Origin of the sequence: Enterobacter sp. BIDMC92 (assembly GCF_001030225.1) — a bacterium.
In the GTDB taxonomy this organism is placed as follows: domain Bacteria; phylum Pseudomonadota; class Gammaproteobacteria; order Enterobacterales; family Enterobacteriaceae; genus Enterobacter; species Enterobacter sichuanensis.
In genome coordinates this window covers 2,893,416-2,909,623 of sequence record NZ_KQ087598.1, presented here as the reverse complement: position 1 = coordinate 2,909,623, position 16,208 = coordinate 2,893,416, and the positions used below count along the sequence as shown (strand labels likewise).

The following is a 16,208-nucleotide window of genomic DNA, read 5'->3' as shown; positions in this document are numbered from 1 at the left end:
CCATGTCCTTCAGTTGTCCCCTTTGCCACGCGGCCCTGACGCGTTCAGATAAAAGTTATACCTGTCCGCAGGGGCATCAGTTTGATATGGCGAAAGAAGGCTACGTAAATCTTCTGCCGGTGCAGCACAAGCGCTCCCGCGATCCAGGCGACAGCGCAGAGATGATGCAGGCGCGCCGTGCGTTTCTTGATGCCGGGCATTATCTGCCGCTGCGTGAGACGGTCGCACATACACTGAATGACATCCTCGCTGGCTCAGCAACCGCCCTGCTCGATATCGGCTGTGGGGAAGGGTACTACACCGCACGGTTTGCGGAGATTGCACGTGAGAAGGGCGCGCAGACCTTCGGTCTGGATGTATCGAAAGTGGCGATTCGCGCGGCGGCAAAGCGTTACGCTGACGTGACGTTCTGTGTGGCGTCCAGCCACCGGCTGCCGTTTGACGATGCCAGCATGGACGCGGTTGTGCGCATTTACGCGCCCTGTAAGGCCGAGGAACTGGCGCGCGTAGTGAAGCCTGGCGGATGGGTGGTTACCGTGACGCCAGGACCGCGTCATCTGATAGAGCTGAAGGGGCTAATCTACGATGAGGTGCGTCTGCATGCTCCCCATTCAGAACAGCTGGCCGGTTTTGCCCTGAAGCAGGCGCAAACCGTCGCGTATGAGATGACGCTGAAGGGAGAAGAGGCCAGCGCGCTGTTGCAGATGACGCCGTTCGCGTGGCGGGCAAAACCGGAGGTGTGGGAAACGCTAGCGGCGCAGTCCACATTCCGCTGCCAGACGGATTTCAGTATCCACATCTGGCAGCGCGAAGATTAACCAGCGAAGTGTGCCCAGAGGATCTGGGCGCCAATGCCAATTAACACAATCCCCCCCAGGATCTCGGCGCGTTTACCCAGCAGCGGGCCGATAAACCGTCCGACCATCATGCCCAGCGTGGACATAATCAGCGTGGCACAGCCAATGGCCAGCGCGGTGGCGATAATATTGACCTGCAGGAATGCCAGACCGACGCCGACGGCCATCGCATCCAGGCTGGTGGCGATGGCCGTCGTGACCAGCAGCCAGAATCCGTGGCGGTGCTGAGGCTCCTCGGCGTCATCATCACTACCGCGAAAACCTTCAATCACCATTCGACCGCCGAGAAATACCAGCAGGACAAACGCAATCCAGTGGTTCCACTCTAATATAAACTGGCTTGCGAGCATGCCCAGGCCCCAGCCGATAAGCGGAGTCAGCGTTTCGATAGCGCCAAAAATGAGACCGGTACGCAGGGCTTCTGAGAATTTAGGTTTGTGAAGCGTGGCGCCTTTTCCGATGGAAGCAGCAAACGCGTCCATGGACATGCCAAAAGCGAGAAGGATCGTAGCGGAGATATTCATAACAGCGTCCAGACCGGGGATATCCATATGACACATCACTGCCCCCAGTAAACAGCAGTTGATGTATCTATGGTCTCGCCTGATCGCACTGCACAGAAAATGTGCTGATAGCGATCCGTACGTGCCACGTTTTTCAACGAGTATGTTGACACGCACATTTCCTGCGCACAGGAAATCGGCTACTCCCCAACGACGGGCGCAACCTTAACATATTTTGAGAATATAAAACAACAATGAAGAAGCATTATTTAGACTGATGATTGATAACGATTTTCATTTGTCTTTAAGCGTGAAAATAACGTTAAAAAAAGCGATCAAATTAACGGTTGGGATATAGCTCAGGCTATATTTCGTGTGCGAATCAGACACAGAATATAGCCGATGCTATATATCTAACTCACTGAGTTTTAACAAGTAAGTGGTATATCTTTTCCAGGTCGTCAATATTCTTCACCCGAATAAGCAGGCGGCGCTGTTCTAATTGCATCACCAGCACACCGTCTTCGGATAAATTCATCTCTTTAATACGGTTATATTCTATCCAGACATTGGCGAAGAAAAACCCACGGGATTTAAAAATGATTTTTGGCGTGCGGATCCAGAACAGATAAATCGCCATTAATGCCAGCGCACATAATAACCATGTGGTTAATATTGCACCATGGCTGGTAACGTTATTGTAAATCAGAATGACGATCAGACCCGCGAAGATAAACGCATCCACGCGTCCGCGTCGCAGAAGGGGAAGGGAGAGCAGCGTCTCGCCGTGGCGGCGGGGCATGATGAACTCGTCATAGATCGCGTAAGCCAGAAGGGCAACAATAAATAAAACCAGTACGATGTCCGTGACAGCCATTCATCCTCCAGATAAAAAAAGCCGGGGGCATGCCCCCGGCGGTTAACGCATTGTATTACAGACCCAGCAGACCGACAGCGTAGCCCGCGATACCGATGACGAAGAAGCCAACGATAATCCACAACGGGTTCACTTTTTTACGCAGCAGCCACATACAGGCGAAGGTTAACAGCAGCGGCACCAGGCCAGGCATCAGCTGGTCGAGGATGGTCTGCACGGTGGTCACACGGATTTGACCATCCTGGCCCGTGATGGTCGACACCACCAGCGGGATGTTCACGTGCGTCCACTTGTTGACCAGCGCCCCCATGACAAACAGGCCGAGGATGGATGCCCCCTCAGTCAGTTTCTGCAGGAAGCCGCCGCCCATGTCCTTAACAATGTCCACCCCTTTACGGTAGCCGTAGGCCACGCCGTAATAACGGGTCAGCAGACGCACGGCGTTGAACAGAATGAAGAATAGCAGTGGGCCAAGCAGGCTGCCGCTCATCGCGATACCGGCACCCAGCGCCGCGAAGACCGGACGAACGGTACCCCAGAAGATAGGGTCACCCACGCCTGCCAGCGGACCCATCAGACCGACTTTGATACCGTTGATGGCACCATCGTCAATCTCTGCGCCGTTCGCACGCTGCTCTTCCATCGCAAGCGTTACGCCCAGAACGGGAGCCGCGACATAGGGATGAGTGTTAAAAAATTCCAGGTGACGCTTAATCGCCTGACGGCGGGCTTCGTTATTTTCCGGGTACAGGCGTTTGATCGCCGGCACCATGGAGAAGCAGAAACCGAGCGCCTGCATACGTTCGAAGTTCCATGAACCCTGAAACAGGTTAGAACGGATGAACACGCCACGAATATCACCCGGAGTGAGTTTTTTCTCGGTGGTAGTTTTTGTCATATCAACCATTTCGCTCACCTGTTAGTCCAGTTCGTTATCGAGATCGTTGTTACCAGCAGCCTGCGCTGGGGCACCCGCGACGCGGTTATATTTCGGGCTGAGCTGGATGTAGAGAATCGCCATCACTGCACCAATCACACCCAGTGCAACCAGGTTGAAGTTGGTGAATGCCGCAGTCACGAAGCCGAGGTAGAAGAACGGCATCAGGTAGCCTGCGCGCATCATGTTGATGACCATCGCATAACCGACAACCACGATCATACCGCCCGCGATGTTCAGACCGCTGGTGACCACTTCAGGGATGGCGTTGAGCATGCCCTGAACTTCGCTGGTCCCCACAGAAATCGCGACGATCACGGCCGGAATGGCGATACGCATCGCCTGCAGGAACAGGGACGATACGTGGATCCAGGAGAGCGCCGTGAGGTTGCCGTTTTCGGCCGCCTTATCCGCTGCGTGCTGGAAGGCTACGGTGATAGTACGCACTATAATGGTCAGTACCTGGCCTGCTGCGGCCAGCGGGATCGCCAGGGCGATACCGGCACCGATACTCTGATGACCGGCAATAACCAGAACGGTAGAAATAATGGACGCCAGTGCGGCATCAGGCGCAACCGCCGCACCGATGTTCATCCAGCCCAGGGCGATCATTTCCAGGGTACCACCGATGATGATACCGGTTTTCATGTCACCCAGAACGGCACCAATCAACGTACAGGCCACCAGAGGGCGGTGGAACTGAAATTCATCAAGTACGGACTCCATACCCGCAATACACGCGACGATGAACACCAGCACAATCTGAAGAGTGGTAATCTCCATTGTACTTCTCCTATTACATAAGCATTATGTGAAAAACCGGCGCGGGCTTATTTCCCAACTTTGCCGATCAAATCCATCATTTTCAGTTTCGGGTCCGTGGAAACCTTACGGGCTTCCAGTTCAATACCGCGCGCATTCAGCTTGTTAAATGCCTCGATATCTTTCGCATCGACTGAAATGGCGTTGTTGACCTGCGTTTTGCCCTGACGGAATGCCATCCCCCCAATGTTCACGGAAGTGATTTTCACGCCGCCTTCAACAATGCGCTCAACGTCTGTCGGGTTAGTGAACAGGAGCATCACGCGTTCGCCCGCGTATTTCGGGTTGTTGTAAACGCGAATCATCTTGGCGACATCCACGACGTGCGCGGTAACGCCAGGAGGAGCAACCTGCGTGAGAAGGGTTTTACGAACGGTGTCGGCGGCCACTTCGTCACTGACCACGATAATGCGACGAACGTTGGTCTCCTTGGTCCAGCGTGTTGCCACCTGGCCATGGATTAAACGGTCATCAATACGCGCCAGGCCGATGACCATGTAATCGTTCGGTCCCATCGGTTTTGCTGGCGCTGCCGCTTTCGGTGCCGCAGCAGGCGCAGGGGCGGGTTTTTCAACCGGCTGTGCTTTCAGGGCTTTCACCCCTTCGCGGCCGGTTTCAACGGCCAGAGCCACCAGTTCATCGAAAGATGGATTGTCGTCGCGTGCCATGAAGGTTTCCACCAGCATCGGGATATTGACCCCGGCGACAACTTCATAATGCTCTTTATCGACGACAATGCGGCTGGCAGCGTTGAACGGGCTGCCGCCCCATGTATCAACGAGAAACAGCACCCCTTTGCTGGTATCCAGCTTCTCGAGTTGAGCATTGTACTTCTCAATCAGCGTCTCGGCGTTTTCACCGGGAACGAAATCGATCCAGCCGACGTTTTCCTGCTCGCCCAACAGCATCTCTGCCGTTTTGAGTAGCTGCTCAGCAGCCCAACCATGTGTGCCTATGACAATAGCAATGGTCACTTGCTACCTCCTTTTATTATCATTAATACGCCTGCCGGGCAGACGTACTGAGAATCGTATTGGCGAACCGAATCGATTCAGATAAGGGTTAGAGTTAAAAGACTAAGACTTCCGCGAATTATTTTAGATAGTGAAAAAATAATTTATGTGATGAAGATCCGTAATTTAGGTTTCGAAAATCAGAAATTACTCAACACATATTTCGTCTTTTCGCGTTTTTGCAAAGGAACGTAAATCTTTGCTAAAAACATATTGTCTCTGATATGTTTAGCCTCCGTTTACTTGTTCAGGAGTATAGGGCTACAGCCCACTATATGGACCGTCACCGACGTCAGTCATCTTTCAGGCCATCTCGCGCCTTTTTCATCGGCGATCCTCGCCACGTATCAACGCTGTCTGCCTCTGTTTTGCCCACATTGCGTGGGGCACCGTTTCGTCATTCCTTTAGCAGGAGCTTTACATGGAATTCTTAATGGACCCGTCAATCTGGGTGGGATTGCTCACGCTGGTGGTGCTGGAGATTGTTCTCGGCATCGATAACCTGGTGTTTATCGCCATCCTCGCGGACAAACTGCCGCCAAAACAGCGTGATAAAGCGCGTCTGATTGGACTCTCGCTGGCGCTGGTCATGCGACTGGGCCTGCTGTCCGTCATCTCCTGGATGGTCACGCTGACCAAACCGCTCTTCTCCGTCATGGATTACACCTTCTCCGGCCGTGATTTGATCATGCTGATCGGGGGGATATTCCTGCTCTTTAAAGCGACAACAGAGCTCCATGAGCGGCTGGAAAACCGCCAGCATGATGATGGGCACGGTAAAGGCTACGCCAGCTTCTGGGTGGTAGTGCTGCAGATCGTGGTGCTTGATGCAGTGTTCTCGCTGGATGCGGTGATCACGGCGGTCGGCATGGTGAATCATCTGCCGGTGATGATGGCCGCGGTGGTCATTGCGATGGCGGTCATGCTTCTGGCCTCGAAACCGCTGACGCGTTTCGTGAACCAGCATCCGACGGTGGTGGTACTGTGTCTTAGCTTCCTGCTGATGATTGGTCTGAGTCTGGTGGCCGAAGGCTTTGGCTTCCATATTCCGAAAGGCTACCTGTACGCCGCGATTGGCTTCTCGATCCTGATAGAGCTGTTCAACCAGATTGCGCGCCGTAACTTTATTAAGCAGCAGTCCAGTCAGCCGCTGCGCGCCCGTACCGCAGATGCCATTCTGCGTCTGATGGGCGGCCGTCGCCAGGTGAACGTTCAGTCTGATTCCGAAAACCATAACCCGGTTCCGGTCCCGGAAGGGGCGTTTGTGGAACAGGAACGTTACATGATTAACGGCGTGCTCTCCCTGGCCTCGCGGTCTCTGCGCGGGATCATGACTCCGCGCGGAGAGATCAGCTGGGTCGATGCTAACCTGAGTGTGGATGAAATTCGCCAGCAGCTCCTCTCTTCCCCGCACAGCCTGTTCCCGGTGTGTCGTGGTGAGCTGGACGAGATCATCGGCGTCGTACGGGCGAAAGAGATGCTGGTTGCCCTGGAAGAGGGCGTCAATGTCGAAGCCGTTGCGGCGGCATCGCCGGCGATTGTCGTGCCGGAAACGCTTGACCCGATCAACCTGCTCGGGGTGCTTCGCCGCGCGCGTGGCAGCTTTGTTATCGTCACCAACGAGTTTGGGGTGGTGCAGGGGCTGGTCACGCCGCTGGACGTGCTGGAAGCCATAGCCGGTGAATTCCCGGACGAGGACGAAACCCCGGAGATCGTCGCCGATTGCGATGGCTGGCTGGTGAAAGGGACCACCGATCTGCACGCGCTCTCGCACACGCTGGGGCTGGAAAACGTGGTCAACGATGAAGAAGACATCGCGACCGTTGCCGGTCTGGTTATCGCCGTTAACGGGCAAATCCCGCGTGTCGGCGATGTGATTGAGCTGCCGCCGTTGCACATCACGATTGTCGAAGCCAACGACTATCGCGTTGATATGGTCCGCATTGTTAAAGAACAATCTGCCCACGACGAAGATGAGTAAGCCTGCTTAACGCAGCGGCATTAAGGGCACAATGTGCCCGTTATGGCGGGCTGGCGGGGGAGATCTTCCCGCCAGCCAGTCCGGAAAGTCCCGTAGCGGCATCGGCCGCGCATAGAAAAACCCCTGCAGGACAGGAACGCCATGGCGGCGTAAATATCGTGCCTGCTCCTCCGTCTCAACCCCTTCTGCAACCAGTTCGATATTCAGCCGCTGACCCAGCGCAATAATGATATCCGTCACCGTTGAATTCACGGCATCAGTACCGATGGCGGTGGTAAAGGACTGGTCAATTTTCAGCACGTCCGGGTGGAGCTTCTCAAGCCAGGAGAGGGAGCTGTTTCCGGTACCAAAATCGTCAATGGCGAGCTTCACCCCTTTGCGATGCAGCTCGCGCACGATGCGATAGTCCGCATCCAGCAGCGCGTCCCGTTCCGTTAATTCGATCACCAGCTGCTGTTGAGGGTTGGCGCTGAACCACAGACGGTTCAGGTCCTGCAGCAATACCGCGCGACGAAAATGGCTGGCGGCGACGTTAATGCCGATGTGAAAACCCGCGCTTGCCGGGAAGTAACCTATCTGGCGTACGGTTTCGGCGATCACATAACGGGTCAGGGGGACAATCTGGTTATGTTCTTCTGCCAGCGGAATAAACACTTCCGGGGAGATCCACCCCTGACGGGGATTGTTCCAGCGCAGCAGGATCTCAACGCCGGTGCACTTCTGGGTACGGGCATCCATCAGCGGCTGGCAGAAAAGTTCAAATTCCCGCGAGGCAATCCCCATATCGATCTCCCACGTGAAGCTCATCCGGTTTGCCGTGGCCAGCCAGGCGAGATAGCCCAACAGCAGGCTAAGTATGAGCCCCAGCGGCAGCTGGGCGGGGAGACTTTTCAGGGCCAGTTCTCCGGGACCCGGCCCGCTGATCGTGATGGTGAAAGGATGTCGGGATGAGGACTGCTGGACAATCGAGCCCTCCTCATCAAATGACAGGCTGTCGGTGACGCGCTGGCCGTAACGCAAAAAACGATCGCCCACGGTCAGCGCCACGTCATTGATAAGCGGGCGCTGGGGCTCGAGGATCATTTTAGTGATCAGGTCGATATTGATGATCTCCATGATGCCATCTTCCCCGTCCTGAGAGACAGGAAACCACTGGATCAGTATCGGGCTGCCCTTAAGCAGCCACTGGTCAGTCGATAAAATGAGCTTCGCCGCGCTGGCGGGGAGTTCCCTCAGGAAATCACGCACGGGCACATTGCGGCTGCCGAAAATACTCGAGCAGTAGAGGATACCGTCTTTAACCAGGGCGATAGAGCGTACTGTCTGCAAAATGGCGGCCTGCTTTCTCAGGGCCAGGTGCGCCTGCTGACAAGGCTGACCCACCAGCGGCTGCAGCACGTTGCGGCGCTTATCTAAAGCGAGCAGCACGTTATCAAGGGCGCGAACGGTATGGCTGGTAAAGGCGAGGATCTGCTGTTGGTTAACATTGCGCTGTGAAATAAAGCGAACGCCCAACGTCAGGATGAGCGTCAGGAGCGCAATCGTCACGCAGACGATAACGCGTTTTCGGCGATAGTGTTTAATGATCGTCTGCGCAGTTTGCATGAACGAACGCCTGATAAGCCACCAGCCACAAAAGCCGGACGCAACTGTGAAAGTGTAGTGGGGAAAGCGGGAGGAGACGAGAATGAAGAGGAAATTTCGCCCATCCGTTGCAGATGGGCGAAAGGCAGTATTAGTCGCACTGCACCTTAATGGCCAGGCCACCACGGGACGTCTCGCGGTATTTCGCGTTCATGTCTTTGCCCGTTTCGTACATAGTTTCAATCACCTTATCCAGCGATACGCGAGGTTCGCTGGTACGGCGCATCGCCATACGTGAGGCGTTGATGGCCTTCACCGACGCAATCGCGTTACGCTCGATACACGGCACCTGCACCTGGCCCGCGACCGGGTCACAGGTCAGACCGAGGTTGTGTTCCATACCGATTTCTGCCGCCACGCAGACCTGCTCAGGGCTTGCACCCAGCAGCTCTGCAAGACCCGCCGCCGCCATAGAACAGGCGACACCCACTTCACCCTGACAGCCGACTTCAGCGCCAGAGATAGACGCGTTCATCTTGTACAGGGCACCGATGGCACCTGCCGCCAGGAAATAACGGATATAGATGTCTGGCGTCACGGGTTCAATAAAGTGGTCGTAATAGGCCAGCACGGCCGGAACAATTCCGCACGCGCCGTTGGTCGGCGCCGTCACGACGCGGCCACCGGCGGCGTTCTCTTCATTAACCGCCAGGGCAAACATATTCACCCAGTCGACCACGTTCATCGGGTCGTTGGAGAACTTGTCGGTGGTCACCAGCATACGGCGCAGGGCAGAGGCACGACGTGGTACGCGCAGTGGACCCGGCAGCACGCCTTCGGTGTTCATCCCGCGATCGATACAGGCGCGCATGGTTTGCCATACGTTCGCAAAATAGTCTTCAATCTCTTTTTTGCTGTGCAACGCCAGTTCGTTCTGCATCACCATGCCGGACAGCGACAGACCGGTCTGTTTGCAGTAACCGAGCATCTCGGTTGCGGATTTGAAAGGATACGGAACGCTGACGTCGCCGACGCTGTCTTTGCCAAAATGCTCTTCATCCACGATGAAACCACCGCCGATGGAGTAGTACGTTTTGCTGTAAATCTCTTTTTCACCGCTAAATGCGTGAATGGTCATGCCGTTTTCATGCAGCGGCAGGTTGTCGCTGCGAAAACGCATGCCGTCATCCTGCGGGAAGTCAACTTCCTGCTGGCCGTTTGCCAGCAGCAGACGGCCACGCGTTTCCACGTCGCGGATGAATGCCGGGATGGCATCAATATCCACGGTATCCGGCATATTGCCTGCCAGACCCATAATAATGGCGATATCGGTGTGGTGGCCTTTACCCGTCAATGACAGTGAGCCGTAAACATCCACGGCGACACGGGTAACGCTTTCCAGTAATCCTTTTTCGACCAGATCATCGACGAACTGTTTACCGGCCTTCATCGGGCCAACAGTATGGGAAGACGAAGGGCCAATTCCCACTTTGAACATGTCGAATATACTAATCACTTTCACACTCCTGACAGGGTTACCGGGGTTCCAGTAACGATGTTATAACTGCGCATAGTGTAAGAGGGAACACCGACCTCGGCTTAACTATTCACATGAATTAAACTAATGGTTGACGATGGGTTTTGCTAATAGCGCGACGCAGATCGCAAACCAGGAAAAAGAAGGTGGAATGTAAAGTATAGTCAAGGCTTCAGGCCGATTTGCAACGCCAGTTCACGAATAATGCCCGCCGTCATGCCCCAGACAAAATAATGCTGATACCAGGACAACCACACCCGATGGTCATGACCCCGGCGGTGGATATCCAGCGGGTGATAACGGCTCAACCGAAGGGCTTCTTCCAGCGGCATCTCAAACACGGCGGAGACTTCATCCACGCTGGCATGATACTGCAGGTCCGGCGGGATAATGCCCACCACCGGCGTGACCTGAAAGCCAGTGACGCTGTCGACAGGCGGCAGCACGCCAATGACCTCTACCGCCTCCGGCGGAATCGCCACCTCTTCCTGCGCTTCCCGCAGCGCGGCGGCAATCAGCGAGGCATCGGAACTGTCGACGGCGCCGCCAGGAAAAGCAACCTGACCGGCGTGTTTGCGCAGATGGGCAGAGCGCTGGGTGAGCAGCAGGCCCGGCTGTGCACGCCGCACGACCGGGATCAGCACCGCCGCCTGGCGCTGATTCAGCGCTTCGCGGTTGACCTGGGGCCGTAGTAGCTGAAAGCGCGATAAAAAGGCATCCAGCGTCAGGTTCTCTTTTTCCACCCGTGGTTACTCCAGTTGTTTCAGAATACGGTTAACTTTATCAAAGGTTTCCTGATATTCCGCATCGACCTGGCTGTCGGCCACGATGCCGCCGCCAGCCGAACAGTAAAGGTTTCCGTTACAGGCAGTCAGCGTGCGGATGGTAATGCTGGTATCCAGGGTGCCGCACAGGCTGATGTAGCCAATACTCCCGCACCAGGCGTTGCGGCGGTGGGGCTCCAGCTCATCGATAATCTCCATCGCCCGCACTTTCGGTGCGCCGGTTATCGAGCCGCCCGGGAAGGCGGCGCGCAGAAGATCGCAGGCCGTCCGCGCGGCCGGCAGCCGCGCGGTAATGGTGCTGACCAGATGATGGACCGCCGGGAAAGGCTCGACGACGAACAGTTCCGGCACCCGCACGCTGCCCGGCACGGCCACCCGGCCAATATCGTTGCGCATCAGATCGACAATCATCAGGTTTTCAGCGCGGTCCTTCGGTGAGGCGGCCAGTTTTTCCGCCTGCTGGCGGTCAGCATCGGGATCGGCAAGGCGTGGCAATGTGCCCTTAATCGGCCGCGTCTGAATGTTGCCCTCCGCAAGATGGATAAAGCGCTCAGGCGACAGGCTGACAATGGCCCCCTGTTCGAGACGGATAAAGGCGCTGAACGGTGCCCGGTTAGTGGCGTTAAGGCGGGTAAAAGCCTGCCATTCATCGCCCTCATAGGTTGTCTGGAAACGCTGGGCGAGATTTACCTGATAGCAGTCGCCGCTTTGCAGATACGCCTGCACGCGGGCGAATTTTTCTGCATATGCCTCGGGTGTCATGTTTGAACGCCAGTCAGAGGTCAGGCGGAAATCCGGCGCGGCGGCAGGCTGCTGCGCTTCCAGCCAGGCCAGGCGCGCGTCGACATCCGAATGGCTGAGCAAAGAGACCACCTGCTTATGGTGGTCGACAATCAGCGCCCAGTCATAAAGCCCTACGGCCATATCCGGCAGCGGAATATCCGCTTTCGCCACCGAGGGCAGCGTTTCAAAGCGACGGCCCAGATCGTAGCCAAACAGGCCCAGCGCACCGCCCTGGAAGGGGAGATCGGGATTCGGCATAGTAGCCAGGCCCAGCGCATCGATAGCCTCCTGAAGCCGCAGCAGCGGATCGTCCGTGGACGGCAGGTCATGGGTCGTCAGCGTCTTTAGCGGATCGGCGACCAGGATATCAAAGCGGCTATAGGGATGATCCGCATGGCCGGAATGCAGCAACATCGCAAAAGGAAGATGGCTCAGACGGGCAAACCAGAACTCAGCGGCGTCAGTACGCCAGGGCAGGGTAATAACAGTGGGCAAGCGCATGTTCATGTGTGGCATACTACCGGGCAGCGTGAAATAATTAGCGCGAATAATTTAGCAGGAGTTGACGATGTTTGCAGGTTTACCTTCTCTGAGCCACGAGCAACAGCAGAAAGCGGTTGAGCGAATTCAGGAACTGATGTCCCAGGGGATGAGCAGCGGGCAGGCCATTTCCCAGGTGGCGGAAGAACTTCGCGCCACCCATACCGGCGAGCGGATCGTGGCGCGTTTCGAGGATGAAGAGGAAGAGTAACCGGCCTACACTGCCGCGATAATCTTAATCTCTACCTTGTATTCCGGCTTCATCAGCGTGGCCTGTACGGTACAACGTACAGGCGCGTGACCCGCCACCACCCAGGCATCCCAGGCTTTGTTCATGGCCGCGAAATCGTCTTTGTTTGCCAGAAAAATCGTCGCATCCAGAATGCGCGATTTATCGCTACCTTGCTTTTCAAGCACCGCATCGATCTGCGCCAGGGTGTTCGCCGTTTGCTCGAACGCATCCGCGTCCAGATTCGCCGGTACGCCGGTGTAGTAGAGCGTCTGGTTATGAATGACTACATCAGACCAGCGGGCTTCGGCATCAATGCGCACAATTGTCATAAACGTTTCCTCGTTATTTTTCGTCATCAGGCCGCAAGACTGCCATATTGTTCCGTCGTCGTCACTATTTGGGGTGGCACTTGAGAGGATGGGCTGACATAATCCCTGTGCAAAAATACAGTGAGAGAGCACCGTGGCAGACGATTTTTCCCCTGAAGGTCAGTTAGCACAAGCCATTCCCGGCTTCAAACCGCGTGAACCTCAGCGGCAGATGGCACACGCCGTGGCGCGGGCCATTGATAAGGCGCAGCCGCTGGTGGTGGAGGCTGGAACCGGCACGGGGAAAACTTACGCCTACCTTGCCCCGGCGCTGCGGGCGAAAAAAAAGGTGATCATCTCGACCGGCTCGAAAGCGCTGCAGGATCAGCTCTACAGCCGGGATTTGCCGACGGTGGCAAAAGCGCTGAAATACAAAGGCCGGCTGGCGCTGCTGAAGGGGCGCTCTAACTATCTCTGCCTCGAGCGTCTTGAGCAACAGGCGCTGGCGGGCGGCGATTTGCCGGTGCAGACCCTGAGCGACGTCATTATCCTTCGCGCCTGGGCCAACCAGACGGAAGAGGGGGATATCAGCACCTGCGCGAGCGTGCCGGAAGACTCGCCGGCCTGGCCGCTGGTGACCAGTACCAACGACAACTGCCTCGGCAGCGACTGCCCGCTGTACAAAGACTGCTTTGTGGTGAAAGCGCGCAAAACGGCGATGGATGCCGATGTGGTGGTGGTCAACCATCACCTGTTCCTTGCGGATATGGTGGTCAAGGACAGCGGCTTTGGTGAGCTGATCCCGGAGGCGGAGGTCATGATCTTTGATGAAGCCCACCAGCTCCCGGATATCGCCAGCCAGTATTTTGGCCAGTCGCTCTCCAGCCGCCAGCTGCTGGATCTGGCGAAAGATTTCACCATCGCTTACCGCACCGAATTAAAAGATACCCAGCAGTTGCAGAAGTGTGCCGATCGCCTGGCCCAAAGCGCGCAGGACTTCCGGTTACAGCTCGGCGAGCCGGGCTATCGCGGGAACCTGCGCGAGCTGCTGGCAGATAAAAATATCCAGCGCGCGCTGCTGCTGCTCGATGACGCCCTGGAGCTCTGCTACGACGTCGCGAAACTGTCGCTTGGCCGTTCCGCGCTGCTGGATGCCGCATTCGAGCGCGCCACGCTCTATCGCGGGCGGCTCAAACGGCTAAAAGAGATTAACCAGCCGGGGTTCAGCTACTGGTATGAATGTACCTCGCGCCATTTCACGCTGGCGCTCACGCCGCTGACGGTGGCGGATAAATTTAAAGAGGTGATGGCGCAAAAGCCTGGCAGCTGGATCTTCACGTCGGCAACCCTGTCGGTGAATGACGATCTGCATCACTTCACGGAACGGCTTGGCATTGAACAGGCGGAGTCGCTGCTGCTACCCAGCCCGTTTGATTACGAAAAACAGGCGCTGCTTTGCGTGCCGCGTAATCTTCCGCTGCCAAACCAGCCGGGTGCGGCGCGACACCTGGCGGCAATGCTAAAACCGATGATCGAGGCCAACAACGGCCGCTGCTTTATGCTTTGCACCTCTCACGCCATGATGCGCGACCTCGCTGAGCAGTTCCGTGCCACCATGACCCTGCCGGTACTGCTGCAGGGAGAAACCAGCAAAGGGCAATTGCTGCAGCAGTTCGTCAGCGCCGGTAATGCTCTGCTGGTGGCCACCAGCAGTTTCTGGGAAGGGGTGGATGTACGCGGAGACACCCTGTCGCTTGTGATCATCGATAAGCTGCCGTTTACCTCCCCGGACGACCCGTTGCTGAAGGCGCGGATGGAAGACTGCCGCCTGCGCGGCGGCGATCCGTTTGACGAGGTACAGCTGCCGGACGCGGTGATCACCCTTAAGCAAGGGGTAGGGCGATTGATCCGCGACGTCACCGATCGCGGCGTGCTGGTCATCTGTGATAACCGACTGGTGATGCGCCCGTACGGCGCAACCTTCCTCGCCAGCCTGCCGCCCGCACCACGGACGCGGGACATAAAACGCGCGGTGCGTTTCCTGGCAAACCCAACGGCGGAGTAATTTACCCCGGAGTGTGCTAAGATGCGCGCCATTTTGTGACTGACCCTTGCGAGAGCGCGACGACTGATGCGAATTCTGGCTATTGATACCGCAACAGAGGCTTGCTCTGTTGCTCTGTTGAACGACGGTGCTGTTTCTGCTCATTTCGAAGAGTGCCCACGGGAACACACCCAGCGCATTCTGCCCCTGGTTAAAGCGATCTTAACCCGGAGCAATACCGCCTTAACTGACCTCGACGCGCTGGCCTTTGGCCGTGGCCCGGGCAGCTTTACCGGCGTGCGTATTGGCATTGGCATTGCGCAGGGGCTGGCGCTGGGCGCTGAGCTGCCGATGATTGGCGTCTCTACCCTCGCCACCATGGCGCAGGGCGCCTGGCGTATGACCGGGGCCACCCGGGTCCTGGCCGCGATTGACGCCCGTATGGGCGAAGTCTACTGGGCTGAATACACCCGCGACGCGCAGGGCGTGTGGCACGGTGAAGAGACGGAAGCCGTACTTAAGCCACAATCGGTGACCGAACGACTGAAACAGCTCTCCGGTGAGTGGGCGACCGTCGGCACGGGCTGGCCTGCGTGGCCTGAGATGGCGAAGGATACCGGGGTGACGCTGGTGGACGGCAACATGCTATTGCCTGCGGCAGAAGATATGCTTCCCATTGCCAGCCAGCTGCTTGCAGCAGGAAAAACCGTTGCCGTGGAACACGCGGAGCCGGTTTATTTGCGAAACACCGTCGCATGGAAGAAACTTCCGGGCCGCGAGTGAATCTCAGTAACAGGAACTGAGAAAAAGGAGTCGCATCATGGCAGTTCAGACTAAAGTAGTACGCCTTTTTATGGCAGGCGCTGTTGCCATAGCACTGAGCGGATGTGTTTCCGTTCCTGATGCGATTAAGGGCTCCAGCCCGACACCACAGCAGGATCTGGTGCGGGTGATGAATGCCCCTGAGCTCTACGTCGGCCAGGAAGCGCGCTTCGGCGGGAAAGTGATTGAAGTGCAAAACCAGCAGGGAAAAACCCGTCTGGAGATCGCGACCGTTCCCCTGGACAGCGGCGCACGCCCTGTGCTGGGTGAGGCCTCCCGCGGACGTATCTATGCCGACGTCAGTGGTTTCCTCGATCCGGTCGATTTTCGCGGACAGCTGGTGACCGTCGTCGGGCCGATAACCGGCGCGGTGCAGGGCAAAATCGGTAATACGCCGTATAAATTTATGACCATGCAGGTTAACGGCTATAAACGCTGGCGGCTGGCACAGCAGGTGATCATGCCGCCTCAGCCGATCGATCCGTGGATGTGGGGTCCACACCCTTACCGTTACGGCTACCCGGGCTGGGGCTGGTATAACCCGGGACCTGCACAGGTACAGACCATCGTTACTGAGTAACTT

16 protein-coding genes and 1 riboswitch are annotated in these 16,208 nt (G+C 56.7%); of the genes, 6 read left to right on the top strand and 10 right to left on the bottom strand.

The genetic code is table 11. The annotated features are described in order from the left end of the window. Nucleotides 1–2: 2 nt before the first annotated feature. Nucleotides 3–818, top strand: a complete 816-nt coding sequence (gene rlmA, locus SP99_RS13655) for a 23S rRNA (guanine(745)-N(1))-methyltransferase (protein WP_047958940.1) — start codon at nucleotides 3–5, stop codon at nucleotides 816–818. Here rlmA and mntP read toward each other — a convergent pair. The 5 genes from mntP to manX form a co-directional block, all read right to left on the bottom strand. Beyond that, nucleotides 815–1,381 carry a manganese efflux pump MntP gene (gene mntP / locus SP99_RS13650; RefSeq protein ID WP_025756892.1) on the bottom strand — a complete coding sequence of 189 codons (567 nt, stop codon included), beginning with the start codon at nucleotides 1,379–1,381 and terminating at the stop codon, nucleotides 815–817. The two genes, rlmA and mntP, sit on opposite strands and share 4 nt — an antisense overlap. A gap of 10 nt (nucleotides 1,382–1,391) precedes the next feature. Then, nucleotides 1,392–1,581: riboswitch (yybP-ykoY riboswitch) on the bottom strand. A gap of 197 nt (nucleotides 1,582–1,778) precedes the next feature. Beyond that, nucleotides 1,779–2,237, bottom strand: a complete 459-nt coding sequence (locus SP99_RS13645) for a DUF986 family protein (protein ID WP_047958939.1) — start codon at nucleotides 2,235–2,237, stop codon at nucleotides 1,779–1,781. A gap of 55 nt (nucleotides 2,238–2,292) precedes the next feature. After that, on the bottom strand, nucleotides 2,293–3,144 hold the full coding sequence (locus tag SP99_RS13640) for a PTS mannose transporter subunit IID (RefSeq protein WP_047958938.1): 852 nt from the start codon (nucleotides 3,142–3,144) through the stop codon (nucleotides 2,293–2,295). 12 nt (nucleotides 3,145–3,156) lie between these two features. Further along, nucleotides 3,157–3,957, bottom strand: coding sequence for a PTS mannose transporter subunit IIC (gene manY / locus SP99_RS13635; protein ID WP_003859914.1), 801 nt, complete (start codon nucleotides 3,955–3,957; stop codon nucleotides 3,157–3,159). Between the two features lie 47 nt (nucleotides 3,958–4,004). Continuing rightward, nucleotides 4,005–4,970: a PTS mannose transporter subunit IIAB gene (gene manX / locus SP99_RS13630; protein WP_025756890.1), complete on the bottom strand. Its 966-nt coding sequence runs from the start codon at nucleotides 4,968–4,970 to the stop codon at nucleotides 4,005–4,007. A gap of 460 nt (nucleotides 4,971–5,430) precedes the next feature. On the opposite strand from manX, the gene yoaE reads away from it, so the two are divergent. Beyond that, on the top strand, nucleotides 5,431–6,990 hold the full coding sequence (yoaE, locus tag SP99_RS13625) for a CNNM family cation transport protein YoaE (protein WP_047958937.1): 1,560 nt from the start codon (nucleotides 5,431–5,433) through the stop codon (nucleotides 6,988–6,990). A 6-nt stretch (nucleotides 6,991–6,996) separates the two neighbouring features. On the opposite strand, the gene SP99_RS13620 is transcribed toward yoaE, so the two are convergent. The 4 genes from SP99_RS13620 to pabB form a co-directional block, all read right to left on the bottom strand. Further along, on the bottom strand, nucleotides 6,997–8,595 hold the full coding sequence (locus SP99_RS13620; RefSeq protein WP_047958936.1) for an EAL domain-containing protein: 1,599 nt from the start codon (nucleotides 8,593–8,595) through the stop codon (nucleotides 6,997–6,999). 130 nt (nucleotides 8,596–8,725) lie between these two features. After that, the gene (sdaA, locus tag SP99_RS13615) at nucleotides 8,726–10,090 is read right to left on the bottom strand and encodes an L-serine ammonia-lyase (RefSeq protein ID WP_025756887.1); all 1,365 of its coding nucleotides are present in this window, start codon (nucleotides 10,088–10,090) and stop codon (nucleotides 8,726–8,728) included. 185 nt (nucleotides 10,091–10,275) lie between these two features. After that, nucleotides 10,276–10,854 (bottom strand): CoA pyrophosphatase, encoded by a 579-nt coding sequence (locus SP99_RS13610; RefSeq protein WP_025756886.1) that lies wholly within the window; start codon nucleotides 10,852–10,854, stop codon nucleotides 10,276–10,278. A 6-nt stretch (nucleotides 10,855–10,860) separates the two neighbouring features. Then, nucleotides 10,861–12,186 carry an aminodeoxychorismate synthase component 1 gene (pabB, locus tag SP99_RS13605; protein ID WP_047958935.1) on the bottom strand — a complete coding sequence of 442 codons (1,326 nt, stop codon included), beginning with the start codon at nucleotides 12,184–12,186 and terminating at the stop codon, nucleotides 10,861–10,863. A gap of 61 nt (nucleotides 12,187–12,247) precedes the next feature. Here pabB and SP99_RS13600 point away from each other — a divergent pair, with 61 nt between their 5' ends. After that, entirely contained in the window at nucleotides 12,248–12,430 is a 183-nt protein-coding gene (locus SP99_RS13600; RefSeq protein WP_025756884.1) for a YoaH family protein, read from the top strand. 5 nt (nucleotides 12,431–12,435) lie between these two features. On the opposite strand, the gene SP99_RS13595 is transcribed toward SP99_RS13600, so the two are convergent. Further along, complete coding sequence (locus tag SP99_RS13595; protein WP_008500498.1) at nucleotides 12,436–12,780, bottom strand: RidA family protein; 345 nt, start codon at nucleotides 12,778–12,780, stop codon at nucleotides 12,436–12,438. A gap of 133 nt (nucleotides 12,781–12,913) precedes the next feature. Between SP99_RS13595 and SP99_RS13590 the strand changes: the two genes are divergently transcribed. The 3 genes from SP99_RS13590 to SP99_RS13580 all read left to right on the top strand — a co-directional run bounded on the left by SP99_RS13590 (nucleotide 12,914) and on the right by SP99_RS13580 (nucleotide 16,205). Next, entirely contained in the window at nucleotides 12,914–14,824 is a 1,911-nt protein-coding gene (locus SP99_RS13590; protein WP_047958934.1) for a DNA repair helicase YoaA, read from the top strand. A gap of 66 nt (nucleotides 14,825–14,890) precedes the next feature. Then, nucleotides 14,891–15,586, top strand: coding sequence for a tRNA (adenosine(37)-N6)-threonylcarbamoyltransferase complex dimerization subunit type 1 TsaB (gene tsaB / locus SP99_RS13585; RefSeq protein WP_047958933.1), 696 nt, complete (start codon nucleotides 14,891–14,893; stop codon nucleotides 15,584–15,586). A gap of 37 nt (nucleotides 15,587–15,623) precedes the next feature. Further along, entirely contained in the window at nucleotides 15,624–16,205 is a 582-nt protein-coding gene (locus SP99_RS13580; protein ID WP_014884269.1) for a Slp family lipoprotein, read from the top strand. The last annotated feature ends 3 nt before the right edge of the window (nucleotides 16,206–16,208 follow it).

What these genes read in the sequence shown, in the direction of transcription:
- yoaE (WP_047958937.1), top strand. Translation starts at nt 5,431, where the DNA reads ATGGAATTCTTAATGGACCCGTCAATCTGGGTGGGATTGCTCACGCTG.
- SP99_RS13640 (WP_047958938.1), bottom strand. Translation starts at nt 3,144, where the DNA reads ATGGTTGATATGACAAAAACTACCACCGAGAAAAAACTCACTCCGGGT.
- pabB (WP_047958935.1), bottom strand. Translation starts at nt 12,186, where the DNA reads ATGAACATGCGCTTGCCCACTGTTATTACCCTGCCCTGGCGTACTGAC.
- mntP (WP_025756892.1), bottom strand. Translation starts at nt 1,381, where the DNA reads ATGAATATCTCCGCTACGATCCTTCTCGCTTTTGGCATGTCCATGGAC.
- tsaB (WP_047958933.1), top strand. Translation starts at nt 14,891, where the DNA reads ATGCGAATTCTGGCTATTGATACCGCAACAGAGGCTTGCTCTGTTGCT.
- SP99_RS13620 (WP_047958936.1), bottom strand. Translation starts at nt 8,595, where the DNA reads ATGCAAACTGCGCAGACGATCATTAAACACTATCGCCGAAAACGCGTT.
- SP99_RS13645 (WP_047958939.1), bottom strand. Translation starts at nt 2,237, where the DNA reads ATGGCTGTCACGGACATCGTACTGGTTTTATTTATTGTTGCCCTTCTG.
- manY (WP_003859914.1), bottom strand. Translation starts at nt 3,957, where the DNA reads ATGGAGATTACCACTCTTCAGATTGTGCTGGTGTTCATCGTCGCGTGT.
- rlmA (WP_047958940.1), top strand. Translation starts at nt 3, where the DNA reads ATGTCCTTCAGTTGTCCCCTTTGCCACGCGGCCCTGACGCGTTCAGAT.
- SP99_RS13595 (WP_008500498.1), bottom strand. Translation starts at nt 12,780, where the DNA reads ATGACAATTGTGCGCATTGATGCCGAAGCCCGCTGGTCTGATGTAGTC.
- SP99_RS13600 (WP_025756884.1), top strand. Translation starts at nt 12,248, where the DNA reads ATGTTTGCAGGTTTACCTTCTCTGAGCCACGAGCAACAGCAGAAAGCG.
- SP99_RS13580 (WP_014884269.1), top strand. Translation starts at nt 15,624, where the DNA reads ATGGCAGTTCAGACTAAAGTAGTACGCCTTTTTATGGCAGGCGCTGTT.